This window comes from Pseudomonas sp. 1 R 17, assembly GCF_900067035.1.
GTDB classification, from domain to species: domain Bacteria; phylum Pseudomonadota; class Gammaproteobacteria; order Pseudomonadales; family Pseudomonadaceae; genus Aquipseudomonas; species Aquipseudomonas marginalis.
Genome location: NZ_FKLB01000022.1, coordinates 138,473 through 162,858 on the forward strand (window position 1 = coordinate 138,473; position 24,386 = coordinate 162,858).

Here is a 24,386-nt window from a genome sequence, read left to right on the forward strand (position 1 = left end):
GTTGCGCAGGGGGAGGGCTTTACCGGCAGGCCGGCGGGGAATGTTCCGATGATAGATGGCCCGCTTGGAGTTTGCTCGCCCTGACAAGGCTTTGCGCAATCTCGATAAAGGCCACGGTGGCCGGTGACGACTGCCGACGATCCAGCACCGCCAGGCCGATCTGGCGCGGCACACGGGGCGAAAGGGGTCGCTTCACATAGCGCGGATCAAGTGCCTGGGGCAGCGACGCTTCGGCGACGATGCTCAGGCCATCGCCACGGCTGACCGCTTCCAGGGTGCTCAGCAGTTGTGCACAGCGGTAACGAATCCTTGGTCGCAGTTGTCTGGCGTCGAACAGGCGGGTGACCAGTTCCGAGGAGCCGGCTTCGGTCAGGATAAAGGCATCGTCGCACAGGTCCTGCAGGGCCAGCGTGTCCCGCGCAGCCAATGGATGATCTGCCGGCAGCAGCGCCACCAGCTCGTCCTCGAACACGGTAAAGGTGTCGTAGCGCTCCTGTTCCAGCACCACAAAGCCCACATCGATCCGTCGCTCATCCAGCCACTGCAGCACCTGGCGGTCGGGGCCTTCGTCCACATGCACCTCAATCCCCGGATGGGCGCTGCGAAACTCGCTGAGGATGGTGGGCAGCAGGCGAATCGACGCGGTCGGCCCGAACGAGCCGATGCGCAAGGTACCGCGCCGCATGCCCCGGGCATCGGCCGCTTCTTGTTGCAGGGTGTTGGCCAGGCCGAGCATGGCACGGGCACGTCCGAGTAATTGCCGGCCGATGTCGCTGGGTTCTACCAGTGACTGGTGGCGCCGAAACAGCTCCACACCCAGTTCCTGCTCCAGGGCCTTGATGGCATGGGACACCGCCGACTGGCTGATGCCCAGGCGGTGGGCCGCACTGGTAAAACCCTGCAGCTCGGCGACCAGCGAGAAGATTTCCAATTGGGTCAGGGTCATGAGTGAAAGCTCATTTTACGATGATTAGTTATTAGCTGAAGAATACGCCAATTCTCCCCGTACCTAGAGCCATCCCCATGCATCCCGCCTCCGACTACCTGACTTATTGCAAACTCGCCGCCGTCACCATGATCTGGGGCGGTACCTTTGTCGCCGGGCGCTTCCTGGCCGACCACCTCAATCCGCTGCTGGCCGCCAGCCTGCGTTTTATCCTCGCCAGCCTGGCGTTGTTGCTGTTCATGGCCTGCGGGCGTATTCGACTGTTACGCCCGAATCTTCGGCAGTTTGCGCAGCTGGCGGTGCTGGGCTTCTGCGGGATTTTTTTCTACAACCTGTGCTTCTTCTATGGGTTGCAGTACATCAATGCGTCGCGGGCTTCGTTGATCGTGGCGTTGAACCCGGCGGTGATCGGCCTGGCGAGCTGGCTGTTATTCAAGGAGCGGCTGAGTCGGATCAAGCTGCTGGGGATCCTGTTGTGCCTGGTCGGTGCCGGGACGGTCATTGTCAGCCGTAACCCGCAGTTGCTGCAGGCCACCGCCGATGCCTGGATCGGCGACCTGCTGATCCTTGGCTGCGTGGCAGGGTGGGGCGTTTATTCGTTGTGTGCCCGTGGGCTCAACCAAAGCCTGGGGCCATTGCAGACGGTCACCTGGTCGGTGCTGCTGGGCACGTTGATGTTGATCAGCACCGCGTTTGTCACCGCAAGCGTCAGCGTAGAAGCGCTCGGCCGCTTGCAACTCACCCAGTGGCTCAGCCTGGCCTACCTCGGCGTGTTGGGCTCGGCGCTGGCGTATATCGGTTACTACGACGGCATCCGGCGTATTGGCGCGACGCGCTCCGGCGTGTTTATCGCACTCAACCCACTGACGGCGGTGATCTGCGGTGCCTTGCTGCTGGGGGAGCAACTGACGGCGCCCATGCTGGCGGGCGGGGCCATCATCCTGCTGGGCATCTACCTGTGCAACAAACCCCTTGCACAGGCCAGGGCAATGGGGATTTGATAAGAGTACGGACAAACGCAGTTACGCTGTGTAGAATCGATTTACGCATACAAGAATATGGACTTGCGCTCACGCAAGCCTCGGCCGTCAGAGACTGATGTAACCATGAAGCTACTCGGCTCCCCCCTCATCTTTGGTGACTTCCTCGCCCGCAGTGTGCGAGGCCTTTCCTGCGCGCCGCCCTCCGACCTCATCCTTGCTCGCAAATAACCAATTGCTACCCACAAGAATGATGAGGCGCCGGCCATGACCGACCACTATGAAAACCCAATGGGCCTGATGGGCTTTGAATTTATCGAATTCGCATCGCCGACCCCGGGCACCCTGGAGCCGATCTTCGAGATCATGGGCTTCACCAAAGTCGCGAATCACCGCTCCAAGAACGTCCAGCTGTTCCGCCAGGGCGAGATCAACCTGATCCTCAACAACGAGCCCAACAGCATCGCCTCCTACTTCGCCGCCGAGCATGGCCCGTCGGTGTGCGGCATGGCGTTCCGCGTCAAGGACTCGCAAAAAGCCTACAACCGCGCCCTGGAGCTGGGTGCCCAGCCCATCCATATCGAAACCGGCCCGATGGAGCTGAACCTGCCGGCCATCAAGGGCATCGGCGGCGCGCCGCTGTACCTGATCGACCGTTTTGGTGAGGGCAGCTCGATCTATGACATCGACTTCGTCTACCTCGACGGCGTCGAGCGCAACCCCCAAGGTGCCGGCCTCAAGGTCATCGACCACCTGACCCACAACGTCTATCGCGGGCGCATGGCCTACTGGGCCGGCTTCTACGAGAAACTGTTCAACTTCCGTGAAGCGCGCTACTTCGATATCAAGGGCGAATACACCGGCCTGACCTCCAAGGCCATGAGCGCCCCGGACGGCATGATCCGCATCCCGCTGAACGAAGAGTCGTCCAAGGGCGCCGGGCAGATCGAAGAGTTCCTGATGCAGTTCAATGGCGAGGGCATCCAGCACGTGGCGTTCCTCACCGACGACCTGGTCAAGACCTGGGACGCACTCAAGAAGATCGGCATGCGCTTCATGACCGCACCGCCGGACACCTACTACGAAATGCTCGAAGGTCGCCTGCCGAACCACGGCGAACCGGTGGATCAACTGCAGGCGCGGGGCATCCTGCTGGACGGCTCGTCCATCGAAGGCGACAAGCGCCTGTTGCTGCAGATCTTCTCGGAAACCCTGATGGGCCCGGTGTTCTTCGAGTTCATCCAGCGCAAGGGCGATGACGGGTTTGGCGAGGGCAACTTCAAGGCGCTGTTCGAGTCGATCGAGCGCGATCAGGTTCGCCGAGGCGTGTTGACCGCCGACTGATCCATGTGGGGCCTGGCAGGCTGCCCAGGTGCTTGACGAACATGCTCCGTATCCCAAGGTACGGAGCATTTTTTTTGCCTGCCCATTCAGAACCAGCTTGAAACAAACGCCTTTTCCAGGCCTGGGAACCCGATTGATCGCGATTTCCACACATGGGGGGCGCAAGAGCTGATGTTCTCCTGTGTCGCAACCGTGCATTCCGCGAACCCAACTTTAAGGAAAGACTGACTATGACAAAACAAACTCTGGCGGCTGCAGTGCTGGCCTTTTGCGGCTTTGCCGCCAGCTCCGCTTATGCGGCAGACGGTACCATCACCATCACAGGCTCGGTCAGTGGCACCACCTGCACCATCAGTGGCGGTACCGGGGCCTCGCCAGGTTCGGGCGCCAACTTCCCGGTAGTGCTTGACCGAGTGCAAACCTCGGCCCTCAAGGCCGCAGGCGATACGGCCGGCGCCAAGCGCTACTTTGTCTATGTTGGCGGCTCGGGTGGGTGCCCGGACGGTACCAAGGTCGCCGTACGTTATGAGCCGACCAGCCCTGGCATCAACCCGGCAACCGGCAACTTGCGTAACACGGCCACGGCAACGCCGGCCTCGCGGGTGGAGGTACAAATCCTCGATGGTGCGACCTCCACGCCAATGGACTTGCGCACCGGCAACAACTCGACCGTTGCCACCGTCACCAATGGCCTGGCGACCTTGCCGTTCTACGCACGCTATATCGCCAACGGTGGCGCGGCGGGCGCGGGTAATGTCACCAGCAGTGTGCAGTACTCGGTCACCTTTCCTTGATGCAGCCACGCAGATGACCATCGCCTGAGATCCTCGCTCGACCCGGCGGTCGGGCGTAGGACAACTGTTATCAAGGATTACCCGATGCAGGATTTACTGATGATCTTAAGTCGTCGAGCGATGTGCGTGGCGATGAGCCTGTCCTTGGGGATGGCCTCGCACATGGCGCACGCGGGCGTGGTTATCGACGGTACGCGACAGATTTACCCCGAGCAGCGACGCGAGGTCACCCTACGAGTGACCAATGATGACAAACATGCACCCCGCCTGGTCCAGGCATGGCTGGACGCCGGTGACCCAGAGGCAGCGCCGTCACTGAGCGATGTGCCTTTCGTCCTGTCTCCGCCGGTATTTCGCCTGGACTCAGGCAAAAGCCAGTCCATGCGCCTGTCCTACACCAAGGCACCGCTGCCTGCGGATAGAGAGTCGCTGTTCTGGTTGAATGTACTTGAGGTCCCTGGTGCGACCAGTGAGTTTGATCCCACGCTTGAAGACGACCAGCGGAACCACTTCAAGTTCGCGTTCCGTATCCGCACCAAAGTGTTTTTTCGTCCGGCGCAATTATCCGGAACACCCGAGGAGGCGCCCGGGCTGTTGCGCTGGTCCCTGGCGCGGGTCGCCCAGGGCAACGAGATACAGGTGCATAACCCATCGGCGTATCACGTCACCTTCAACGACATTGCCCTGCTCATGGGCGCTGATCCCGACGCGAAAAAACTGATCCTGCCGGAAGGAATGGTGGAACCAGGAGGCACATTGAAGGTACCGGTGCCGAAAGCCGCGAAGGCAATACCTGCTGATGCGCGGGTGAGTTTCACCTACATCAACGATTTCGGTGGCTTTTCATCGGTGCAGCCTGCTGTGTTGCACCGCTGAACGCGTCCCCGGAACGTTGACGATGGCAAGCAAACGTACATTTCCCAGCGGCCACTGAAGTCATAACTATGCCTAGTCACATCCAGGTAAGGGTGCATCGTTGCGCCCCGATTTTGCCATTCCAGCCTCGCACGATGATGTTGGGTGGTTTGATGAGTGCGGCCGTGATGGCAAGCGATGCCGCGCTTGCGTCTGAGTTGAGCTTTGATCTGAACGCATTCTCCAGTGGCCTGGCGTCGTCGGTCGACACGTCACGGTTCAACACCGGCAACCCGATGAGCCCCGGCCTGTACCGCGTAGATATCGTGGTCAACGGCCAGGCATTGGGCCGCAGGGAGGTGGAGTTCGTCGCAGCCCAGGCAAAGGCCGGTGCGCAGCCGTGCTTGAGTCGCGAAGTGTTGGAAAAGATCGGTATCGCGATGGATAAAGTCGATACCGAGGCCCATGGGCGCGAGGTCGGCAACCCTGCCGCAGCCGGCCAGTATTGCGGCGACCTGGGGCAGTGGATTCCGATGGCGTCCAGCACTTTCGACCCGGGTGCGCTCGAGTTGGCCGCCAGCGTGCCGCAGGCCTATATGAAGCGCTCCATGCGTGGCTACATTGACCCCGAGTCGCTGGATGAGGGGATTGCCGCAGGGTTACTCAATTACAACTTCAGCACCAGCGCAGTCACCGCCGGTGAAGGTGACGGTCGTACTTACCTGGGCCTCAATGCGGGGATCAATCTGGGCGCCTGGCGCTTGCGGCACCAGGGCGCCCAGGCCTGGAGCAATCGCACAGGCTTCGAGACTTATCAGAACACGTCCACGTATGTGCAGCGCAGTATCATCCCCTGGCAGTCACAACTGACCCTGGGAGACACCTTCAGCAACGGACAGATCGTCGACGGGGTCCGCCTGCGGGGCGTGACCCTGGCCACCGATGACCGCATGCGCCCGCAGACGCAGCAAGGCTATGCACCGCAGGTACGGGGTGTCGCCGACAGTAATGCAACGGTCACGGTCAGCCAGAACGGCTACACCATTTATGAGACCACGGTGGCGCCTGGCCCCTTTGTCATCAGTGACCTGCATGCCACCGGTTACGGCGGTGATTTGATCGTCAGCGTGACCGAAGTCGACGGGCGTCGGAACACCTTCGTCGTGCCGTACTCAGTGGCCCCGCAACTGCTGCGGGCCGACACGACAAAATACAGCGCCACCCTGGGTGAGGTGCAGCAAAAGGGCATCGATGCCAAGGGGGCGAGCGTCTTTCAAGGCACTCTGCAACACGGCTTGACCGATGACCTGACGGTGTATGGCGGCGGCAGTCTTTCCAAAGGCTATGAGCAGGGAAAGGTCGGTGTTGCGTTGAATACGCCCGTCGGCGCGTTTTCGCTGGACACCGCCACCTCACGTACCGCGGTGCCTGACCATGGACGCCTGACCGGGCAAAGCCTCGGGCTTGGCTACAACAAAAGCCTGCCGGCATCGGGTACGCATTTTGCGCTGGGCGCGTATCGATTCTCCACAGAGGGATACCTGAACCTTCCGGATGCCCTGAATGTGCGTGAGATCGCGAGCCGCTCCGGTGATGTCAACGGCTATGCCCGGCAAAAAAGCCGGCTCGACCTGACCATCAGCCAGCAACTGGGCATCGGCACCTTGAGCCTGTACGGCAGCTCTGTCGACTATTGGGGCGGTGAGGAGGGGCGCCAGGTTTCATTCACCGCCAGCTACGGCTCGACCTGGAACAAGCTCAACTGGAACCTTTCGGCGCAACGTTCGAGGATCCAGGACACGCGGCAACTGACCCAAAGCGAGCTCAGTGACGATGTGTTCTTCGGGCGTATCGGCCAACCTGGGCGCATCGATAACCGCTACATGCTCACACTGTCGATGCCCCTGGGGAGCGAGTCGAGGTCGCCGACGATCAATACTTCGCTGTCCCGGGATACCGGCGATACACGGGGCAGCCAGCAGCAGGTGGGCATCAACGGCTTCCTGGGCGAGAATGCCGAGGTCAACTACGGTGTTTCCGCCCACCGTGCGACCAGTGAAGGCACACGCTCCAGCCAGTTCAACACCTATGCGGGTTATCGCACCGATGCCACCCACCTGCGCGCCGGATATGGCCAGAGCCGCGATAGCTCGCAGCTTTCGTTCGGCGCCGACGGCGGGGTAGTCGTGCACGCCGACGGTGTGGCGTTCTCGCAAAGCCTGGGCGAAGCCTCGGCGCTGGTCCATGTGCCGGGAGCCGAAGGCGCCCGGCTTGGCGGCGGCGGCGGTACACGGGTCAACAGCAAGGGATACGCCGTCGTGCCCAATCTGACGGCGTTCCAGAACAATACGGTGGAGATCGATCCGGAAGGCATGTCGCTGGATGTGGAGCTTCAGGAATCGACCCGCAACGTCGTACCGACCTCGGGTGCGGTATCGCTGGTCAAGTTCGACACGGTCAACGGCCGGGCAGTGGTGGTCAAGGGCGTTCGCGAGAATGGCAGCCCGCTGCCATTTGCCGCACAGGTATTCGATGGGCAAGGGCGTGAGGTCGGTGTGGTGGGGCAGGCCAGTAAAGCCTTCGTCCGGGACATCCCGCAGGAAGGCCGCCTGACCGTCAAGTGGGGCAGCAAAATCGCCGAGCAGTGCGATATCCACTATCACATGCCGCCGGCGACCGCCGGCCAGCGACAGGTCACTACCGACTTCATGCAAGGGGTATGCGTGGCGAGCCAGGCTCGCCAGGTGGCAGGCCAGCCATGAGCGAGCGCCGATTCATGATTGATGCGATGCATGACTTATCCGATATGACAGAGGTGTTGTTTTCATGACTAGGTTTTCGCTTGTCAGCGTGGTGCTGGGAGGATGGATGGTGGCGCTGGAAGCTCAAGCGATCATCTGCGCCCCCGGCCCGTCGGTGAATATTACTATTCCCCCGATCACCGTTGCGGCCGGGCAACAGGTAGGGCAAGTGATAGGGGCCGCCAGCGGCTATCGCTTTGACAGCCCTCCAGCATCTGCGCTTCGGTGTACCACAGGCATTGCTTTTGGGGCACAGGCCAGGCTGGCGCTGGTCAATAGCCCGCCGACGGGCCGGACATTTTCCGCTAACGGGCTTTCAATGCCAGTGCATGCCACCAATGTACCTGGGGTCGGGTTTGCCTTGATGGCGAGGGACCCGAATCGGCCGTTCATGCCTATCAACACGGCAGGTGTCACACTGATTGTTGGAGATATCAGGGCAAGGCCCATCGTCCTCGGGCTTGATACCCGTATCTATTTTGTAGCCACGGGCCCCATCACCGGCGGCACGATCGCCGCCAGGAACCTTGCACGGTATACGATCACCGGCACGCCCATCAGCGGCGCCGGTTATTACGCGGTGAACTTCTCCAATATCACGATCAATGCGCCCCGCAAACCCACCTGCAGCGTCACCACGCCTTCGGTTGCAATGCCCATGCCGGCCGTGGCTGCACGTGACTTTCGCGGGGTGGGCAGCTTCGCCGGCAGCGTGACCCGCAACATCACACTGTCATGTGCGGGCGGCACCAGCGGCGCTACGCGTGACGTATTTATCACGGTGACAGACCAGACCACGCCGGCCAATCGCAGCGATGTGTTGTCCCTGACCCCGACCTCCGTGGCCAGCGGCGTCGCACTGCAATTACTGCGGGGGAGCACACTGGTGCGTTACGGCGCTGACTCCACGACCATTGGCAACCCGAACCAGTGGCTGGTCGGCACAACCGGCAATGCAACCGTGCAGATTCCTTTGACTGCACGTTATATCCAGACGGGCTCATCGATCCGGCCCGGCAGCGCGAACGGGTTGGCGTCCTTCACAATGAGCTACCGATGAGCATCGCGCTGTGGAGCAGGGGCCTTGGCGTGCTGATGAGCCTGCAGGCGATCGTCGCGCAGGGTGAAATCGTGATTGACCGCACACGTGTCATCTATCCGGGCGCCGCGCGCGCGGTGGTGATCAACCTGCACAACGAGGCTGACAGTCCGCGCCTGGTGCAGGCGTGGATCGATGACGGCGATGCGGCGGCGGCGCCCGAAAACAGTGATGTGCCGTTCACGATTACGCCACCCATCGTTCGCATGAATGCAAGCACCGGACGCGCCTTGCGGATCATGCATTATCAAACGCCGAAGCCGATGGCTGACCGGGAGTCGGTGTACTGGCTGAACGTGCTGGCAATCAGGCCGAGCGTTGAGGCCTCGGCTGAAACCAACGTCCTGCAATTTGCCTTTCGTACGCGGATCAAGCTTTTCCTCCGGCCCGCCGAACTGCCGGGGAAGGTGCAGGACGCGGCTCATGCGCTGCAATGGTCCGTAAGCGGTGGAGGCGAGGCGGGGTTGGAGGTGCTTAACCCCACGCCCTATCACGTGACCTTGTCCGGGGTGGTACTGACACTCAGCGCAGTGGAGCATCGCAGCGAAGATCCGCCGATGGTCGCGCCCTATGGGACTGCACGGATTGCGATGCTCGGGCTGCCTCACGAGGGCCTGACCGGTACGCAAGTACAGTTCACCACCCTGGACGATGAGGGTGCCATTCAGCACCATCAGGCGCTGTTGCGGCCTGTCGCCTGTTCGTCGCTCAAGCCCTGCGCTGACGCACCAGGTGCTTGACCCCTTCGAACACCAGGACCATGACCGCGATCCAGATCGGGATGTAGGTCAACCATTCGCCGGCCTTGATGCCTTCACCCAGCAGCAGCGCCACCACCAGCAACAGCACCGGCTCGACATAACTGAGCAGTCCGAACAGGCTGAACGCCAGCAGGCGGCTGGCGATGATATAGCTCACGAGCGCCGAGGCGCTGATCAGGCCCAGCATCGGGATCAACCCGTACAGCTTGGGGTGGGCATCCATCACCGCAAAGCCCTGTTCGCCGCTTTGCACAAACCACCAGGCCACCGGCAGCATGAGCGCCATGTCCAGCCACAGTCCGCCCAGGTGGTCGGTCTTGAGGTATCTGCGCGCAATGAAATACAGCGGGTAACCGATGATCACCACCAGCGTCGCCCAGGAGAACCCGCCGGCCTGGAACAACTCGTTGAGTACCCCGAGGCCGGCAAAAAACACCGCGATCTTTTGCAGGTAGGACAACTGTTCGCCCCATACCAGGCGCCCGGTCAGCACCATGGTCAGCGGCAGCAGGAAGTAACCCACCGATACATCCAGGCTGCGCCCGTTCAGCGGCGCCCACATGAACAACCACAACTGCACGCCCAGCAACGCCGACGACAACACCACACCGCCGATCAGCCGAGGCTTGGCCGCCAGCACTCGCAGCAATTCCCAGACCCGCCGCCATTCGCCGCTGACGATCATGAACACCGTCATGCACGGTACGGTCAGCAACATGCGCCAGCCGAAAATTTCCAGGCCGCTCAATGGCGTCAGCAATGACGTGAAGTAATACATCACGGCAAACAACACCGAGGCCGACACCGATAACACAACACCTTTAGACACGCTGTCCTCGCGAAAACCGATTTCAAACAAGTAGGGGAGTTTCAACAGGGGGATTATGGTGCTTTTGAAGCGGGAAGGGCGCGCTGTTTTGGGGCGTTTTCAGGAAAATGTCTCGCTGCCGCTGTCTGGGTCTGCTTGGTAGGGGCAGTCGGGGTGTGGTGGTGGTGGTGGTGGTGGTGGTGGTGGTGGTGGTGGTGGTAGTGGTGAGCGGGCTTGCCCCGCGCTGGGCTGCGAAGCAGCCCCAATAACTGGCGACGAGGTTTTCCTGGAAAAACGCGACGGCTTTAAAGGGCTGCTGCGCAGCCCAGCGCGGGGCAAGCCCGCTCACCACAGTAAGGCCGCTCCGCAACCCTTACTTGGTCAAACAGGCTATGCGCGCGCCACTCGGCCCGAGACAAAATGGCCCACATCGTTGAACCCCGGCGTAGAGGAATGCCCCGGCGTTACCAACGAATCAATGAACGCTTCATCCTCAGCCGTGATCTTCACGTCCAGCGCGCCGGTGTAGGCATCCCACTGCGCCTCGGTGCGCGGCCCCACGATCGCCGAGCTCACCGCCGCGTTGTTCAGCACCCAGGCGATGGCAAACTCGACAATGCCCACGCCACGGCCCTGGGTGTATTGCTGGATCTGCTGGGCGATGCGCAACGACTCCACGCGCCATTCGGTTTCCAGGATGCGCTTGTCCTGGCGTGCCGCACGGCTGCCGGCTTCGGGTGTCACGTCCGGTGCGTACTTGCCGCTGAGCACGCCGCGCGCCAGTGGGCTGTAAGGCACGACGCCCAGGCCGTACGCGGCAGCGGCGGTGATCTGTTCGACTTCAGCCTGGCGGTTGACGATGTTGTACAACGGCTGGCTGATCACCGGTTTGTCCACGCCCAGGCGTTCGGCGACGCGGATCACCTCGGCAATCCGCCAGCCGCGATAGTTGGACAGGCCCCAGTAGCGGATCTTGCCCTGGCGAATCAGGTCGCCGATGGCCGATACCGTCACCTCCAGCGGGGTGTCGTGATCTTCGCGGTGCAGGTAGTAGATGTCGAGGTAGTCGGTATCGAGACGGGTGAGGCTGGCTTCCAGCGCGTTGAAGATGCGCTTGCGGCTCAGGCCACTGCGGTTGGGCAGGCCCTCGGTGGGGCCAATGGCGACTTTCGACGCCACCACCCAATCCTGACGATGGCGAGCGATGGCCTCGCCGACGATTTCCTCGGAGCGCCCGCCGGTGTAGACATCCGCCGTGTCGATAAAATTGATGCCCTGGTCCCAGGCCTTGTCGATGATGCGCAGCGAGTCCTCGGTGTGGGTCTGTTCGCCAAACATCATGGTGCCCAGGGTCAAGGCGCTGACCTTCAAACCGGACTGGCCCAATGTGCGGTAAATCATGCAAAGCTCCTTGCAGCTGTGAGACGTGACCTATGCAATACCAGAGTCGCAGGCTCTGGAACAAGCCCTGCGGGCGTTTCTTCATGCACTCAGCAAGGCCTGGCAACGCCCTTGCAGAAATCGGTGCAGCACTTTCACCCGCTCCGACACTTGCAGGCGGTGCGGGCACATCAGGTTGAACGGGGTGGGTTCGCCTTGCCAGTCCGGCAGCAGTTGCACCAGCCGTCCGGCCTTGAGGTCCCGGGCGATGTCGAGATTGGCTTTGTAGGCAATCCCGTGGCCAGCCAGCGCCCAGCGCCGCACAATTTCACCGTCATCGCTCAGGTAGTCGCCCGTCACTTCGACTTCCTGCAACCTAGTGCCCTGGCGAAAGTACCAGGTGCTGTTGGCCCGGCCCTGGCGCATGTACCGCAGCGTATTGTGCTGCGCCAACTCCGCCGGGGTGCGCGGCGTGCCGTGGCGCGCCAGGTAGTCGGGGCTGGCGCAGGGCAGGCGTTGGTGATCGGGCACCACCGGCAGCGCCACCAGGCTGGAGTCCCGTGGGACGCCGAAGCGCAGGGCGATGTCGACGGTGTCGCGGAACAGGTCGGCATTGCTGTCGTTGAGCAGTAGTTGCAGGCGGATGTGCGGGTGTTCCAGCTTGAACTCATCCAGCCAGCCCAGCACCACATTACGGCCGAAATCCGAGGGCGCGGCCAACTGCAACAAGCCGGTCAGGCCCTGGCTCTGCTGCTTGAGCGCTTGCTCGCCTTCGGCCAAGGCGGCCAGGGCCTCGCGCACGCTGTCGAGGTAGCGCCGGCCTTCTTCGGTCAGGCGCATGCTGCGGGTGGAGCGTGCCAGCAGGCGGGTACCCAAGCGGGTTTCCAGGCGCTTGAGGGCAATGCTGGCCGCTGCGGGGGTCAGGCCGAGCCCGCGTGCGGCGGCAGACAGGCTGCCGGTGTCGGCGGTGCGTGCGAACACTTCGAGGTCGAGGATTGAGCTCATTTGTAAAAATCCCTTAAAGATCCTGTCGTTTTACCGGGATTTTTCATTGATTGCCAAGCTGGGAAGATGAACGCTCACTTTCTGACCCAGGACACTTCCCCATGAATTCCTCACTCAACGGCAAAACGGTCATCGTCATCGGCGGCAGCAGCGGCATCGGTGCAGCCGTGGCCAAGGCCGCAGCCGCACGCGGTGCCCAGGTGGTGCTGGCGGGGCGGCGCCTATCGTCGGGCCGCGATAACGGCCTGCGCAGCGAACCAGTGGACGTCACCGACGCCGCGTCCCTGCAACGGTTGTTCGAAACCGTCGGGCGGTTTGACCATCTGGTGTACACCTCCGGCCCCGCGGTGCGCGCCAAGGCCTTGGCCGAAACCGACCTGGGCGAGGCCCAGGACAACTTCAACGTGAAACTCTGGGGCGCCTTGCGGGCGATCCAGCACGCGCTGCCTTTCCTCGATGAGCACGGCAGCATCAGCCTGACCTCCGGGCAACTGGGGCGCAAATTGGCACCGGGGCAGTTCATCAAAGTCGGTATCAACGCCGCCACTGAAGCCCTGGGCAAGCAGTTGGCCAAGGAGCTGGCGCCGCGTCGGGTCAACGTGGTGAGTCCCGGCGTGATTGATACCCCGGCGTATGCGGGGTTGGCCGAGGACCAGCGCCTGGCGATGTTTGCCAAGGCAGGTGGCGCGCTGCCGGTGGGGCGCGTGGGGCAGGCCGAGGAAGTGGCGGCGGGGTATGTGCTGGCCATGGAAAATGGCTACATGACCGGCGCTGTCATTGATATCGACGGCGGCGGCCTGCTGTAAACGCAGGCTAAATGTGGGAGGGGGCAAGTCGAATCGTCGCACCGCCCCTCCCACATGGACCGCGTTATACCTTCAAGGTCCGCGTCATCCGCAACGCCAGCACACTGCCCGCCACAATCACCGCCGCCAGCAGGTACAACGCCACATCCGTGGACCCGGTGGCATCCTTCACAAAACCGACGATATACGGGCTGAGGAAGCCGGCCATCTGGCCCATGGAGTTGATCAGCGCCAGGCCGCCAGCGGCTGCGCCTGCGCTGAGCATGGCGGTCGGCACCGGCCAGAACATCGGCAGGCCGGTGAGGGCGCCCATGGTGGCGATGGTCAGGCCGAGGATAGCGATGGCCGGGGTGGTGGCGAAATTCACCGCGATCACCAGGCCGATGGCGCCCATCAGCATCGGCACCACCAAGTGCCAGCGACGCTCCTTGCGCAAGTCCGCCGAGCGGCCCACCAGCAACATGAACACCGCTGCCAGCAGATACGGAATCGCACTGAGCCAGCCGATCACCAGGTTATCGCTGAAGCCCAGGTTCTTGATGATCGACGGCAGCCAGAAGTTGATGGCGTATACGCCACTCTGGATGCAGAAGTAGATCAGGCCGAACGCCCAGATCGCCGGGTTCTTGAACACTGCGGCGAGTGAGTCGCTGGTGGTTTTCGGCTTGTTGGCCAGGTCGGTGGCCTGATCGGCTTCCAGCACGGCGCGCTCGTGGGGCTTGAGCCACTTGGCATGGGCAAAGCTGTCGCTGAGCAGGAAGTAGGCGAGGGCGCCGAGGATCACGGTCGGGATGCCTTGCAGCAGGAACATCCACTGCCAGCCCGCCAGGCCGCCCTGGCCGGCGGCGAAGTGGTTGAGGATCCAGCCGGAAAACGGGCTGCCAAGCAAACCGGACACCGGGATCGCCGACATGAACAGCGCCATGATCCGCCCACGGCGGAACGTCGGGAACCACTGCGAGAGGTACAGCACCACACCGGGGAAGAAGCCGGCTTCAGCCGCACCGGTAAACAGGCGCAAGGTGTAGAAATGCGTCGGCGTGGTGACGAACAGCAGGCAGGTGGACAGTGTGCCCCAGACGATCATCATCAAGGCAATCCAGCGCCGTGGACCGAACCTGGTCAGCGCCAGGTTGCTCGGCACGCCGCACAGCACGTAGCCGATAAAGAAGATCCCGGCGCCCAGGCCGTATACGGTTTCGCTGAATTTCAGCGCATCGAGCATCTGCAACTTGGCAAAGCCAACGTTGACCCGGTCGAGGTAGTTGAACAGATAGCAGATGAAAATGAAGGGGATCAGGCGCAGGGTAATGCGCTTGTAGATGGCGTTTTTATCGTCATCGGTGGCCAGTGTGACAGCGGCGCTCTGTGACATGGGAATCTCTCTTTATTATGATTTTTTGCGATGCGAGGGTAACGTTGATCGCCCAACGAGTCTCGGCCACGTGGCGGGGTGCTGTCTTTGTGCTTGCGCACAGTGATGCATGCTTTGCGCTGTGCCGATGAACAACCACGCTTTCAAGGACTTCCTTTCAAGGAGATGGCCGCATGTTCGAGCTGGATCATGACCTGGCGCAGGATATCGTCAATCGCACCATGGCGATCCTGCCCTATAACGTCAACGTCATGGACAGCCAGGGCCTGATCCTCGGCAGCGGCGAACCCGAGCGCATCAACACCCGCCACGAAGGCGCGCAACTGGTACTGGCCAACGGTCGCGTGGTCGAGATCGACGGGCAGACCGCCAAGCACCTCAAGGGCGTGCAGCCGGGCATTAACCTGCCGCTGATGCACGATCAGCGCTTGATTGGCGTGCTGGGCATCACTGGCGAGCCGGAGGGCTTGCGCACGTACGCCGAGCTGGTGCGCATGACCGCCGAGATGCTGGTCAGCCACCGGCATCAGCAGGTCGAGCAACAGTGGCGACGCCAGCGCTGCGACGATCTATTGGCCTTGTTGCTGGCCGACGGTGGCGACTCACCGCGCCTGATTGATGAAGCCCGGCAATTGGGCCTCAAGCCGCAGCTGGCGCGCACGCCGTACCTGTTCGAACTGGGCGCGGGGCAATCAGCGGAGGCCTTGAGTACCTGGTTGACGTCTCGTTACCCGGACAGCTGGTGTGTCAGCTCGGCGCAGTTTTCCCTGTTGTGGTGCCGGCCTGCCGCCGTGCCCGTCGACAATCCGCGTCTGTTGGAAAAACTCGAAGGCCTGGGCTGGACTATCCTGCGTGTGGCCGTGGGCGGGCAGGCCGATGGGCTGGCGGGGCTGCGCCGGTGTTATCGGCGGGTCGGCGATTTGCTGGCGTACGGTCGCGATGTACTGCCGCACTCGCGGCTGTTGACCCTCAACCGCTACCGCCTGCCCGTGATGCTCTGGCGTCATCGCAACGACGATGCCCTGGACGAGCTGCTCAATCCCTTGCGCAAGGTGCTGGCCAAGGACAGCAACGGCCAACTCCTGGCCACGCTACGCAGTTGGTGCGAACACGACGGGCAAAGCCAGGCCTGTGCCGACGCCCTCGGCATTCACCGCAACAGCCTGCGTTACCGCATGGAGCGCATCGCCGAACTCAGCGGCGTCGACCCGCTGACCCTGGATGGGATGTTGGCGCTGTACCTCGGCGTGCAGCTGCTGCCCCAGGCTTTGTCGGAATGAACAACAAACCTTACTCGTACTTGTGCATCGGACCGGCGTCAGCGGCGGTGCCAACTGGCAGCATGGGCGTGATAAAAACCGGAGAAAGCCCATGAAAATCATCATCGCCCCCGACTCGTTCAAGGACAGCCTGAGTGCCGAGGGCGTCGCCCAGGCCATTGCCGCAGGGTTGGCGCAGGTCTGGCCGGACGCACAGCTGATCCAGTGCCCGATGGCGGACGGTGGTGAAGGCACGGTGGACGCGGTGCTCGCCGCCTGTAACGGCCAATTGCGCCGCCAGGCGGTATGTGGCCCTCTGGGCGGTACGGTTGAAGCACGTTGGGGCTGGTTGGCTGACAGCCACACCGCGATTATCGAAATGGCCGAAGCCAGCGGCCTGCAATTGGTAGCGCCAGGCCAGCGCGATGCGTGCACCAGCAGCACCTACGGCACCGGCGAGCTGATTCGCGCGGCCCTGGACCTGGGTGCCCAGCGCATCATTCTGGCAATTGGCGGCAGCGCCACCAACGACGGCGGCGCGGGGGCGATGCAAGCCCTGGGCGTGCAACTGTTCGACGCTGCGGAACAGGCCTTGCCGCCCGGAGGCCTGGCCTTGTCACGGCTGGCGCATATCAACCTGGAAAAACTCGACCCGCGCCTGGCCCAGGTACGCTTTGAAATCGCCGCCGATGTGAACAACACACTGTGCGGCCCCCACGGCGCCTCGGCGATTTTCGGCCCGCAAAAAGGCGCCAGCCCCGGGCAGGTGCAACAACTGGACGCCGCCCTCGGCCACTTCGCCGATCACTGCGCCAAGGTCCTGCCCAAGGACGTGCGCGACGAGCCCGGCAGCGGCGCCGCCGGTGGCCTGGGTTTCGCAGCCAAGGCGTTCCTCGGCGCGCAGTTCCGCGCGGGCGTGGAAGTCGTTGCCGAACTGGTGGGCCTTGACGAAGCCGTACGCGGCGCCGACCTGGTCATCACCGGCGAAGGCCGCTTCGACGCCCAGACCCTGCGCGGCAAAACCCCCTTCGGCGTGGCCCGCATCGCCCGGCAACACGGCGTACCGGTGATTGTCATCGCCGGCACCCTGGGCGACGGCTACGAGCAGATGTACGCCCATGGCGTGGCAGCGGCGTTTGCCTTGCCGAGCGGCCCGATAAGCCTGGAGCAGGCCTGCAGCGAGGCGCCGCGTTTGCTGCGCGAGCGCGCGGCGGATATTGCGCGGGTGTGGCGTGTGGCCGCGTGGGGCTGAGAGAGGCAGCCCTCGGCTGCCGTGACACAGCTGTCGATAATTACTATGATCCGTGCATTCTTTTAAGACTGGCTGACCTGGCCGGACACGTTGGAAGCCGATCATGCAGATCAAGCGTTTTACTCTCGTCAATTTTCGCGGCATCGAGCACATGGAGCTCGACTTCGAGGGTAAGAAGACTGTTGCTTTGGTGGGCGTCAATGGGGTGGGCAAGTCTTCGATTCTGGATGCGTTGGCGATTACGCTTTCGAATTTGACGGCGCGGATCATCGATCAGACTTCGAAATCCAGAGCTATTTCCAAAGATGACATCAGAATAGGTGCTGATTATTCACGATTAGAGGTAGTGACCACGCTCGCTGATGAGGAAGTCGATTGGGCCATTGCCTTGAATCGGCGTGCAGGCAAACATTCGAAAGATCAAAGCAGTGATTTGATACGTTTGAATAAAGCGGTCTCTCCTATTGAGACCCAAGCGTTCAACTATGACCTTGTTGGTGGCATGCGTGTCGAACTACCTCTGGCCGTTTACTACGACGTCCATCGAGCAGTGTTAGACGTACCATTGCGTGTGCGAGAGCATTTGATCAATGCAGTCACTGAGGGATACGACGACGCGCTCGGGCACGGCGGGGCGGATTTCAAGAGATTTTTTATCTGGTTCCGCAATCAGGAAGATTTGGAAAATGAAAGTAGTCGCGACTTGCCTGGATATCGCGATCCAGAGCTTTCGGCAGTTCGCCAAGCGATCGAAACATTCACTGGATTCAAAGATGTTCGGATTCGTCGCAAACCAACATTGAGAATGACTGTTCTTAAGGATCGTCTCGAATTCAATGTTTTACAGCTATCCGACGGAGAGAAGTGTCTACTGGCAATGGTTGGAGATCTTGCACGCAGACTGACCTTGCTCAACCGTCAGGTAGCTGAGCCATTGAAAGGCAAAGGCGTTGTTCTTATCGACGAACTGGACCTTCACTTGCACCCAGCCTGGCAGCGTACCGTCGTCGCCAACCTTGAAAGGACGTTTCCCAATTGTCAATTCATCATCACTACACATTCCCCGCAAATACTCGGAGAGCTTCCTGCCGAGTCTGTAATGTTGTTGAAAGACGGCCAATACCTCGGGCACCCAGAGCGTTCTCTGGGGCTGCGCAGCGGTGAAGTCATCGAAGAGTTGATGGGCGGCCTCGCTCAAAACCATAACGTCAGCCAGCAACTCAGAACAATCTACCGTGACCTCGACGACGACAATCTTGAATCCGCCCAGGCTAAACTCGCGAAACTGCGCGAACAGGTCGGCAAAATCCCTGATGTCCTTGAAGCCCAAGCCAGTATTGACTCTCTGAGGTCGCTAGAAGAGGGCGGCGCGTGAGGTCTATCAAAAAAGGCGCCGAGCCACGGGCGCTGATTGAATGGAAAAGAGAAAACCGCAATACGCCGCATAACCTTTACTACGGTAAGGGAAGCAGCTTTCCGAGCGAGCCCGTTCGCCAGGCGCTCTTGAAGGAGCAGTTCCATTTATGCGCGTACACCTTGCGGCGGTTGCCCACTGCGACCGAATGCCAAACAAAGGGGCAGGGCACACAATTCAGTTGCCACATTGAGCATGTCCTTGCACAAACGCATCACGAGGCTGACAGCATCGCCTACGACAATTTGGTAGCGTGTTACCCCTCCAGCCAGACCAAAATGGCTTGTGGTTATGGTGCCGTGGAAAAAGCCGACTACGACGTGGCCCGAAAGCCCTTCGTTTCTCCGCTGTCAGCCAATGTCGAGCGCCAGTTTCGATATTCCAGTGATGGCTACGTAGAAGGTCTGACGCCTGACGCTGTTGCCACCGTCGAGGTCCTTAAGCTCAATCACCCGACGCTGGTAAACGATAGGGCCGCCGTTGTCAGAGGCCGATTGCGACCACGTGGTACTCCGATCACTGCCGCTGCTGCCCGGCGCCTGGCAGACGAAGTCAACTCACCCGATGCCCAGCATTGCCTCCCCGAATACTGCCAGGCACTCAAGCAACAGGCCGAACGTCACGCACAGCGTCTCGAAAAGTACGCAGCCCGTGTTCGTGGCCAAGCCAGGCCCTGAGTACTACCGTCTTAAACAGTGAACATGGGACAATCCGCGTCATTTTTCGACACGGAGAGTCCCCATGCTGCGCCCCGTACTCCTGGCCCTGCTGCTGACCGGCACCGCCACCCATGCCTTCGCTCAACCGCCCGCTGAAACCGTACCGCTGCTACGGGAAATCAAGAACTGGGTCACCGGGTGCGACAACCTGCGCAATTGCCACGCCCTCAGCGCGCCCAGTGGCGTCGATGAAGAAGACTACAGCTCCCTGACCTTACATATCTGGCATCAGGCCGGTCCCGAAGGGTATCTGCGCTTGCGCTTCGACCACCGCGGCGAAGCGCTGGACCTGTCGACCTTGCTGTTGGACGGTCAGCCGCTGGGCCTGGAGCTGACCCGGGATCTGCATGTGGAACTGGACGATCAGGGCGGCGATCCCGAGGTGCAGTCTTACGGCGTGATCGAGGACGCTGCGGCGCGGCGCTGGTTGCAGCGTTTGCGCAATGGCCAGCGCCTGCAATTGCCGGGCGACGAGCAGGCCCATGTGTCGCTGAGCGGCCTGAGCGCTTCGCTGCTGTTGATGGATGCGGTGCAAGGGCGGGTGGATAACGTGACGGCCCTGGCACGCCCCGGAAAAGCGCCGGCCCGTGAGGTGCCGCCACGTTTGCCGACACCGGTGCTGCGCAAGTTTCCTGCGCCGCCGGCGTTGACCGCGCAGGAACAGGCCGGCCTGGTGACCGCCGCGTTGCAGGCCGTGACGCCGGAGGAGGGTGAGCCCGAGGCAAAGGCCGGGGCGCTGACGGCGCAACAGGCGATGACGGTGGTGCGTTACGACTGCGCGGCCTACAACTGTGAGTTCGACGTGACCAGCCGCCAGCGTCAGGCGCCCTATGCGCAAACGCCGCTGGCGCTTGAGCCCTTGCCGTTGGACGGCGCCGCGCTGCAAGGCTCGGTGGGCTATGACGAAGCCACCGGCACCTTGAGTTATTTCTACAAGCAGCGTGGCATCGGTGACTGTGGCGGCGGTGGTGTCTGGGTGTTTGACGGCAAGGCGTTCCAGCTCAGTGAATTTCATAGCATGCCGCGCTGCACCGGTGTCGGTTACGGCGACTGGCCGTCGTTATGGACGACCGTGCCGGCGCCCTAGCCAGGGAGCAGGCACGGCCTCTACACTGGTCGGCCACGTGTCTTTCAAAGGATGAAACACCATGCACGCACCTGAACCCCATATCGTGATCCAGCGCTTTACCGAGGCCCACCTTGACGGTGTGGCGGCGCTCTATAACGAACCGGCCGTGTGCCGGCAGGTGCTGCAGATGCCGTTCCAGTCGGTGGATGTCTGGCGCAAACGCCTGGTCACCGACAACGAGCGGCGCCTGCAACTGGTGGCGGTGCACGGCGGCGAGGTGATCGGCCAACTGGGCCTGGAACAGTACCTGCGCGTGCGCCAGGCCCATGTCGGTTCGTTCGGCATGGGCGTGGCGACGGCCTGGCAGGGCAAGGGCGTAGGCTCGCGGCTGTTGACGGCCGCGCTGGACGTGGCCGACAACTGGATGAACCTGCACCGGGTGGAACTCACGGTGTACGCCGACAACGAAGCCGCGCACCACCTGTACCGCAAGTTCGGCTTCGAGGTCGAAGGGCGCTTGCGTGACTACGCCCTGCGCGATGGGGTGTTTGTCGACACCCTGAGCATGGCGCGCCTGCGCCAGTCGGCTTAACCCTCCAGCGCAAACGCCACCGCAGCCTGCGCATGCAGCTCGGTGGTGTCCAGCAGCGGCAGGTCGCTGTGTTCGGGCTTGACCAACAGGCTGATTTCCGTGCAGCCGAGGATGACCGCCTGGGCACCCCGTGCGGCCAGGGACTCGATGACCCGCAGATAAACCTGGCGTGATGCATCGCTGATCACGCCGACGCACAACTCCTCATAGATGATCCGGTGCACGGCGCGGCGCTCCTCCGCGTCCGGCACCAGCACGGTGAGGCCCTGGGCGGCCAGGCGTGACGTGAGAAAATCCTGCTCCATGGTGAACGCGGTGCCGAGCAAGCCGACGGTCAGGGTGCCGGCTGCCACCGCCGCCGCAGCGGCCGCATCGGCGATATGCAGGAAGGGAATCGACACCGCCGCCTCGATACGCGGCGCCACCAAGTGCATGGTGTTGGTACACAACACCACGCATTCGGCGCCGCCGGCCTGCAAACGGCGCGCGGCGTCTTCCAGGATCAGCGCGGTGTCATCCCAACGCCCGGCGTGCTGGGCCTGTTCCACCGGGCCGAAGTCCACGCTGTACATCAACACCTGGGCCGAGCGCAGCGGGCCGAGCTGGTCGCGCACGCGCTGGTTGATGATGCGGTAGTACTCGGCGCTGGACTCCCAGCTCATGCCGCCGATAAGGCCGATGGTGCGCATGTGATGCTCCTGACAGGGAAAGTCGCTTCACCTTACCCATCAGCCGCTGAATAGTCATACGCAGTTGCCCGCCAAATGACCGGAGCAGTTTCACATGTCCAGGTTGCCCCATCCCGGCCGGGGTTGCTCCGCGGCAATGGCGTGGATGGGTTTACCCGTGGCCTGCTCCACGCGCCGCGCCACCTCCGGGTCGTCGGCGAACGGCAACATGCTGGCTTCGTCCAGGCTCGTCTCGGACTGCCCGCGCAGGCAATACTCCACCGCAGCGTACAGGCACACCACGATCAGCACGCTCCACATATCAGGCGATCCGCGCATCGAGCCGGGCCACGTTCAAGTCTGCGACCCGCACCGTGCGCCAAGTGTTGTAGGCCATCAGCAACATGCCCGTGAGGAAAAACACGCCCCCCGCAAACCGCACCACAAACCCCGGATGGCTGGCCTGCAAGGCTTCGACAAACGAGTAGGTGAGGGTGCCGTCGTCGTTTACCGCGCGCCACATCAGGCCTTGGGTGATGCCGTTGACCCACATCGAGGCGATGTACAGCACCGTGCCGATGGTTGCCAGCCAGAAGTGCAGGTTGATCAGCGCCACGCTGTGCATCTGCTCGCGGCCGAACAGCTTGGGGATCATGTGGTACAGCGAGCCAAAGGTGATCATCGCCACCCAGCCCAGGGCACCGGCGTGTACGTGGCCGATGGTCCAGTCGGTGTAGTGGGAGAGGGCGTTGACGGTCTTGATCGCCATCATCGGACCTTCGAAGGTCGACATGCCATAGAACGCCAGGGACAGCACCAGGAAGCGCAGGATCGGGTCGGTGCGCAGCTTATGCCAGGCACCGGACAAGGTCATCATGCCGTTGATCATGCCGCCCCAGCTCGGGGCCAGCAGGATCAGCGACATGGCCATGCCCAGTGACTGCGCCCAGTCGGGCAAGGCGGTGTAGTGCAAATGGTGCGGGCCGGCCCAGATGTACAGGGTGATCAGCGCCCAGAAGTGCACGATGGACAGGCGATAGGAGTACACCGGCCGGCCCACCTGCTTGGGTACGAAGTAATACATCATCCCCAGGAAACCGGTGGTGAGGAAAAAGCCCACGGCGTTATGCCCGTACCACCACTGCACCATGGCATCGGTCGCGCCGGAATACACCGGGTAGGACTTGAACCAATCCACCGGGATCGCCAGGTGATTGACCACGTGCAACATGGCGATCACCAGGATAAACGCGCCGAAAAACCAGTTGCCCACGTAGATATGCCGGGTCTTGCGCCTTACCACCGTGGTGAAGAACACAATGGCGTAGGCCACCCACACCACGGTCATCCACACCGCGCCGGAAAACTCGATCTCGGCGTATTCCTTGGTGGTGGTGTAACCCAGGGGCAGGCTGACCAGCATGATCACGATCACCGACTGCCAGCCCCAGAAGGTAAACGCGGCGAGGCGGTCGGAAAACAGGCGCACCTGGCAGGTCCGTTGCACCGCATAGTAGCTGGCGGCAAATTGCGCACTGCCGGCGAAGCCAAAGATCACCAGGCTGGTGTGCAACGGCCGCAACCGGCCGAACGTGGTCCAGGGCAGGTCCAGGTTCATCTGCGGCCAGACCAGTTGCGAGGCGATCCACACGCCCATGGCCATACCCACCACGCCCCACACAAGGGTGGCGATCACGAATTGGCGGACGACTTTATAGTTATAGGCCTGCCCGGTTATTGCTGTGCTCATGCTTAGTCCTCCCACGGTTCCAAGTGGCGGGCACTGTAGGAAACGCGGGAAAAACAAAACAGGCTCAGAAAAACCTCATTACAGCGGATCAGTCGACAAGCACGCCCACTGGCCTGTCAGCGTTAATCGTACGGTGAGTGGCCGCATCTGCCATGATCGGGCATCGCAACCTGGCACACCCAAGGAAATCTGCAATGGACGATGTACAGCAACTGGGCGAGATGCTTCGTCATTACGCCGATAGCGAAGCGCACAAGAAGCAGCAGTTCGATGTGCAGTCGGCGCGCTGGACGCACAAGCTCGACGAGCTGTTCGGGCAGATCGAGCAATGGCTGGAGCCGGTCAAGACTGTCGGCCTGCTGGAGGTGCACCGTGAAGCCTATGTCGCCAGCGGGCCGGGCGTACCGGTGGAGACCTCGACCTTCAAGACCGAAAAGCTGCTGGTGCAGATCACCGGTAAGACCGTGGAGTTCGTGCCTGAAGTCATGGGCGTGGGCGGTTTGATCTCGGTGTCGGTGATGGGCTTGACCGCTGCCCGCCACGGCAGTGTGTCGCTGGTGCTGCCGGCCGACAAAAACGACTGGCTGTGGAAGAAAACAAATGGCCTCAAAGACCCGGACACCTTTGGCTTTGACGCCAATTTCCTGGCTACGCAGTTGCAGAGCCTGATCCCGCGCGAACGCGGCTGAGGGGCTCCCGCTTCGCGCAA

General features: G+C 62.0%; 24 protein-coding genes. 16 read left to right on the forward strand and 8 right to left on the reverse strand.

What is annotated here, in order from left to right:
* Positions 1-19: 19 nt before the first annotated feature.
* Positions 20-946 (reverse strand): LysR family transcriptional regulator, encoded by a 927-nt coding sequence (locus BFP99_RS07385; RefSeq protein WP_065927490.1) that lies wholly within the window; start codon positions 944-946, stop codon positions 20-22.
* Between the two features lie 77 nt (positions 947-1,023).
* Here BFP99_RS07385 and BFP99_RS07390 point away from each other — a divergent pair, with 77 nt between their 5' ends.
* The 7 genes from BFP99_RS07390 (at position 1,024) to BFP99_RS07420 (ending at position 9,559) form a co-directional block, all read left to right on the forward strand.
* Positions 1,024-1,947 carry a DMT family transporter gene (locus tag BFP99_RS07390; RefSeq protein WP_065927491.1) on the forward strand — a complete coding sequence of 308 codons (924 nt, stop codon included), beginning with the start codon at positions 1,024-1,026 and terminating at the stop codon, positions 1,945-1,947.
* 246 nt (positions 1,948-2,193) lie between these two features.
* Complete coding sequence (hppD, locus tag BFP99_RS07395) at positions 2,194-3,270, forward strand: 4-hydroxyphenylpyruvate dioxygenase (protein WP_027606579.1); 1,077 nt, start codon at positions 2,194-2,196, stop codon at positions 3,268-3,270.
* A gap of 230 nt (positions 3,271-3,500) precedes the next feature.
* Positions 3,501-4,064, forward strand: a complete 564-nt coding sequence (locus BFP99_RS07400; protein ID WP_065927492.1) for a fimbrial protein — start codon at positions 3,501-3,503, stop codon at positions 4,062-4,064.
* 84 nt (positions 4,065-4,148) lie between these two features.
* Positions 4,149-4,940, forward strand: a complete 792-nt coding sequence (locus tag BFP99_RS07405; protein WP_235865589.1) for a fimbrial biogenesis chaperone — start codon at positions 4,149-4,151, stop codon at positions 4,938-4,940.
* A gap of 167 nt (positions 4,941-5,107) precedes the next feature.
* On the forward strand, positions 5,108-7,681 hold the full coding sequence (locus BFP99_RS07410) for a fimbria/pilus outer membrane usher protein (RefSeq protein WP_256097782.1): 2,574 nt from the start codon (positions 5,108-5,110) through the stop codon (positions 7,679-7,681).
* Between the two features lie 64 nt (positions 7,682-7,745).
* Entirely contained in the window at positions 7,746-8,780 is a 1,035-nt protein-coding gene (locus BFP99_RS32710; RefSeq protein WP_137212303.1) for a fimbrial protein, read from the forward strand.
* A complete protein-coding gene (locus BFP99_RS07420) occupies positions 8,777-9,559 on the forward strand; it encodes a fimbrial biogenesis chaperone (protein ID WP_083221151.1) in 783 nt (260 codons plus the stop codon). The genes BFP99_RS32710 and BFP99_RS07420 overlap by 4 nt, the downstream gene beginning before the upstream one ends.
* On the opposite strand, the gene rarD is transcribed toward BFP99_RS07420, so the two are convergent.
* Positions 9,528-10,409: an EamA family transporter RarD gene (gene rarD / locus BFP99_RS07425; protein ID WP_065927790.1), complete on the reverse strand. Its 882-nt coding sequence runs from the start codon at positions 10,407-10,409 to the stop codon at positions 9,528-9,530. The two genes, BFP99_RS07420 and rarD, sit on opposite strands and share 32 nt — an antisense overlap.
* A 107-nt stretch (positions 10,410-10,516) precedes the next feature.
* Between rarD and BFP99_RS33235 the strand changes: the two genes are divergently transcribed.
* On the forward strand, positions 10,517-10,657 hold the full coding sequence (locus BFP99_RS33235) for a hypothetical protein (RefSeq protein ID WP_176719684.1): 141 nt from the start codon (positions 10,517-10,519) through the stop codon (positions 10,655-10,657).
* A gap of 121 nt (positions 10,658-10,778) precedes the next feature.
* Here the strand turns inward: BFP99_RS33235 and BFP99_RS07430 are convergent, their stop codons facing one another.
* Entirely contained in the window at positions 10,779-11,789 is a 1,011-nt protein-coding gene (locus BFP99_RS07430) for an aldo/keto reductase (RefSeq protein ID WP_065927494.1), read from the reverse strand.
* An 81-nt stretch (positions 11,790-11,870) separates the two neighbouring features.
* Complete coding sequence (locus BFP99_RS07435; protein ID WP_065927495.1) at positions 11,871-12,773, reverse strand: LysR family transcriptional regulator; 903 nt, start codon at positions 12,771-12,773, stop codon at positions 11,871-11,873.
* A gap of 101 nt (positions 12,774-12,874) precedes the next feature.
* Between BFP99_RS07435 and BFP99_RS07440 the strand changes: the two genes are divergently transcribed.
* Complete coding sequence (locus BFP99_RS07440; protein ID WP_065927496.1) at positions 12,875-13,579, forward strand: SDR family oxidoreductase; 705 nt, start codon at positions 12,875-12,877, stop codon at positions 13,577-13,579.
* A gap of 64 nt (positions 13,580-13,643) precedes the next feature.
* On the opposite strand, the gene BFP99_RS07445 is transcribed toward BFP99_RS07440, so the two are convergent.
* Positions 13,644-14,954, reverse strand: coding sequence for an MFS transporter (locus BFP99_RS07445; protein ID WP_065946968.1), 1,311 nt, complete (start codon positions 14,952-14,954; stop codon positions 13,644-13,646).
* Between the two features lie 173 nt (positions 14,955-15,127).
* On the opposite strand from BFP99_RS07445, the gene BFP99_RS07450 reads away from it, so the two are divergent.
* From BFP99_RS07450 to BFP99_RS07475, 6 genes are all read left to right on the forward strand, one after another.
* The gene (locus tag BFP99_RS07450) at positions 15,128-16,234 is read left to right on the forward strand and encodes a sugar diacid recognition domain-containing protein (protein ID WP_065946969.1); all 1,107 of its coding nucleotides are present in this window, start codon (positions 15,128-15,130) and stop codon (positions 16,232-16,234) included.
* Between the two features lie 91 nt (positions 16,235-16,325).
* Positions 16,326-17,465, forward strand: coding sequence for a glycerate kinase (locus BFP99_RS07455; protein WP_065946970.1), 1,140 nt, complete (start codon positions 16,326-16,328; stop codon positions 17,463-17,465).
* A 103-nt stretch (positions 17,466-17,568) separates the two neighbouring features.
* Positions 17,569-18,840 carry an AAA family ATPase gene (locus tag BFP99_RS07460; protein WP_065946971.1) on the forward strand — a complete coding sequence of 424 codons (1,272 nt, stop codon included), beginning with the start codon at positions 17,569-17,571 and terminating at the stop codon, positions 18,838-18,840.
* Positions 18,837-19,556, forward strand: coding sequence for a hypothetical protein (locus BFP99_RS07465; protein ID WP_065927501.1), 720 nt, complete (start codon positions 18,837-18,839; stop codon positions 19,554-19,556). The genes BFP99_RS07460 and BFP99_RS07465 overlap by 4 nt, the downstream gene beginning before the upstream one ends.
* Before the next feature lie 64 nt (positions 19,557-19,620).
* Positions 19,621-20,685 carry a DUF1176 domain-containing protein gene (locus BFP99_RS07470; protein WP_065946972.1) on the forward strand — a complete coding sequence of 355 codons (1,065 nt, stop codon included), beginning with the start codon at positions 19,621-19,623 and terminating at the stop codon, positions 20,683-20,685.
* Positions 20,686-20,746: 61 nt separating this feature from the next.
* Complete coding sequence (locus BFP99_RS07475; RefSeq protein WP_065927503.1) at positions 20,747-21,259, forward strand: GNAT family N-acetyltransferase; 513 nt, start codon at positions 20,747-20,749, stop codon at positions 21,257-21,259.
* Here BFP99_RS07475 and BFP99_RS07480 read toward each other — a convergent pair.
* From BFP99_RS07480 to ccoN, 3 genes are all read right to left on the reverse strand, one after another.
* The gene (locus BFP99_RS07480; RefSeq protein ID WP_065927504.1) at positions 21,256-21,948 is read right to left on the reverse strand and encodes an aspartate/glutamate racemase family protein; all 693 of its coding nucleotides are present in this window, start codon (positions 21,946-21,948) and stop codon (positions 21,256-21,258) included. The two genes, BFP99_RS07475 and BFP99_RS07480, sit on opposite strands and share 4 nt — an antisense overlap.
* A gap of 90 nt (positions 21,949-22,038) precedes the next feature.
* Positions 22,039-22,248 carry a hypothetical protein gene (locus tag BFP99_RS07485; protein ID WP_065946973.1) on the reverse strand — a complete coding sequence of 70 codons (210 nt, stop codon included), beginning with the start codon at positions 22,246-22,248 and terminating at the stop codon, positions 22,039-22,041.
* 1 nt (position 22,249) lies between these two features.
* Positions 22,250-23,677 (reverse strand): cytochrome-c oxidase, cbb3-type subunit I, encoded by a 1,428-nt coding sequence (ccoN, locus tag BFP99_RS07490; RefSeq protein ID WP_065927506.1) that lies wholly within the window; start codon positions 23,675-23,677, stop codon positions 22,250-22,252.
* 194 nt (positions 23,678-23,871) lie between these two features.
* Between ccoN and BFP99_RS07495 the strand changes: the two genes are divergently transcribed.
* Positions 23,872-24,366 (forward strand): hypothetical protein, encoded by a 495-nt coding sequence (locus tag BFP99_RS07495; protein ID WP_065946974.1) that lies wholly within the window; start codon positions 23,872-23,874, stop codon positions 24,364-24,366.
* Positions 24,367-24,386 lie beyond the last annotated feature (20 nt).

Coding starts and splice junctions, on each gene's coding strand:
- BFP99_RS07410 (WP_256097782.1), top strand. CDS start 5,108: ATGGCAAGCGATGCCGCGCTTGCGTCTGAGTTGAGCTTTGATCTGAAC.
- ccoN (WP_065927506.1), bottom strand. CDS start 23,677: ATGAGCACAGCAATAACCGGGCAGGCCTATAACTATAAAGTCGTCCGC.
- BFP99_RS07475 (WP_065927503.1), top strand. CDS start 20,747: ATGCACGCACCTGAACCCCATATCGTGATCCAGCGCTTTACCGAGGCC.
- BFP99_RS07400 (WP_065927492.1), top strand. CDS start 3,501: ATGACAAAACAAACTCTGGCGGCTGCAGTGCTGGCCTTTTGCGGCTTT.
- BFP99_RS07480 (WP_065927504.1), bottom strand. CDS start 21,948: ATGCGCACCATCGGCCTTATCGGCGGCATGAGCTGGGAGTCCAGCGCC.
- BFP99_RS07460 (WP_065946971.1), top strand. CDS start 17,569: ATGCAGATCAAGCGTTTTACTCTCGTCAATTTTCGCGGCATCGAGCAC.
- BFP99_RS07420 (WP_083221151.1), top strand. CDS start 8,777: ATGAGCATCGCGCTGTGGAGCAGGGGCCTTGGCGTGCTGATGAGCCTG.
- BFP99_RS07455 (WP_065946970.1), top strand. CDS start 16,326: ATGAAAATCATCATCGCCCCCGACTCGTTCAAGGACAGCCTGAGTGCC.
- BFP99_RS07435 (WP_065927495.1), bottom strand. CDS start 12,773: ATGAGCTCAATCCTCGACCTCGAAGTGTTCGCACGCACCGCCGACACC.
- hppD (WP_027606579.1), top strand. CDS start 2,194: ATGACCGACCACTATGAAAACCCAATGGGCCTGATGGGCTTTGAATTT.
- BFP99_RS33235 (WP_176719684.1), top strand. CDS start 10,517: ATGTCTCGCTGCCGCTGTCTGGGTCTGCTTGGTAGGGGCAGTCGGGGT.
- BFP99_RS32710 (WP_137212303.1), top strand. CDS start 7,746: ATGACTAGGTTTTCGCTTGTCAGCGTGGTGCTGGGAGGATGGATGGTG.
- BFP99_RS07450 (WP_065946969.1), top strand. CDS start 15,128: ATGTTCGAGCTGGATCATGACCTGGCGCAGGATATCGTCAATCGCACC.
- BFP99_RS07495 (WP_065946974.1), top strand. CDS start 23,872: ATGGACGATGTACAGCAACTGGGCGAGATGCTTCGTCATTACGCCGAT.
- BFP99_RS07390 (WP_065927491.1), top strand. CDS start 1,024: ATGCATCCCGCCTCCGACTACCTGACTTATTGCAAACTCGCCGCCGTC.
- BFP99_RS07405 (WP_235865589.1), top strand. CDS start 4,149: ATGCAGGATTTACTGATGATCTTAAGTCGTCGAGCGATGTGCGTGGCG.
- BFP99_RS07485 (WP_065946973.1), bottom strand. CDS start 22,248: ATGTGGAGCGTGCTGATCGTGGTGTGCCTGTACGCTGCGGTGGAGTAT.
- BFP99_RS07445 (WP_065946968.1), bottom strand. CDS start 14,954: ATGTCACAGAGCGCCGCTGTCACACTGGCCACCGATGACGATAAAAAC.
- BFP99_RS07385 (WP_065927490.1), bottom strand. CDS start 946: ATGACCCTGACCCAATTGGAAATCTTCTCGCTGGTCGCCGAGCTGCAG.
- BFP99_RS07470 (WP_065946972.1), top strand. CDS start 19,621: ATGCTGCGCCCCGTACTCCTGGCCCTGCTGCTGACCGGCACCGCCACC.
- BFP99_RS07440 (WP_065927496.1), top strand. CDS start 12,875: ATGAATTCCTCACTCAACGGCAAAACGGTCATCGTCATCGGCGGCAGC.
- BFP99_RS07430 (WP_065927494.1), bottom strand. CDS start 11,789: ATGATTTACCGCACATTGGGCCAGTCCGGTTTGAAGGTCAGCGCCTTG.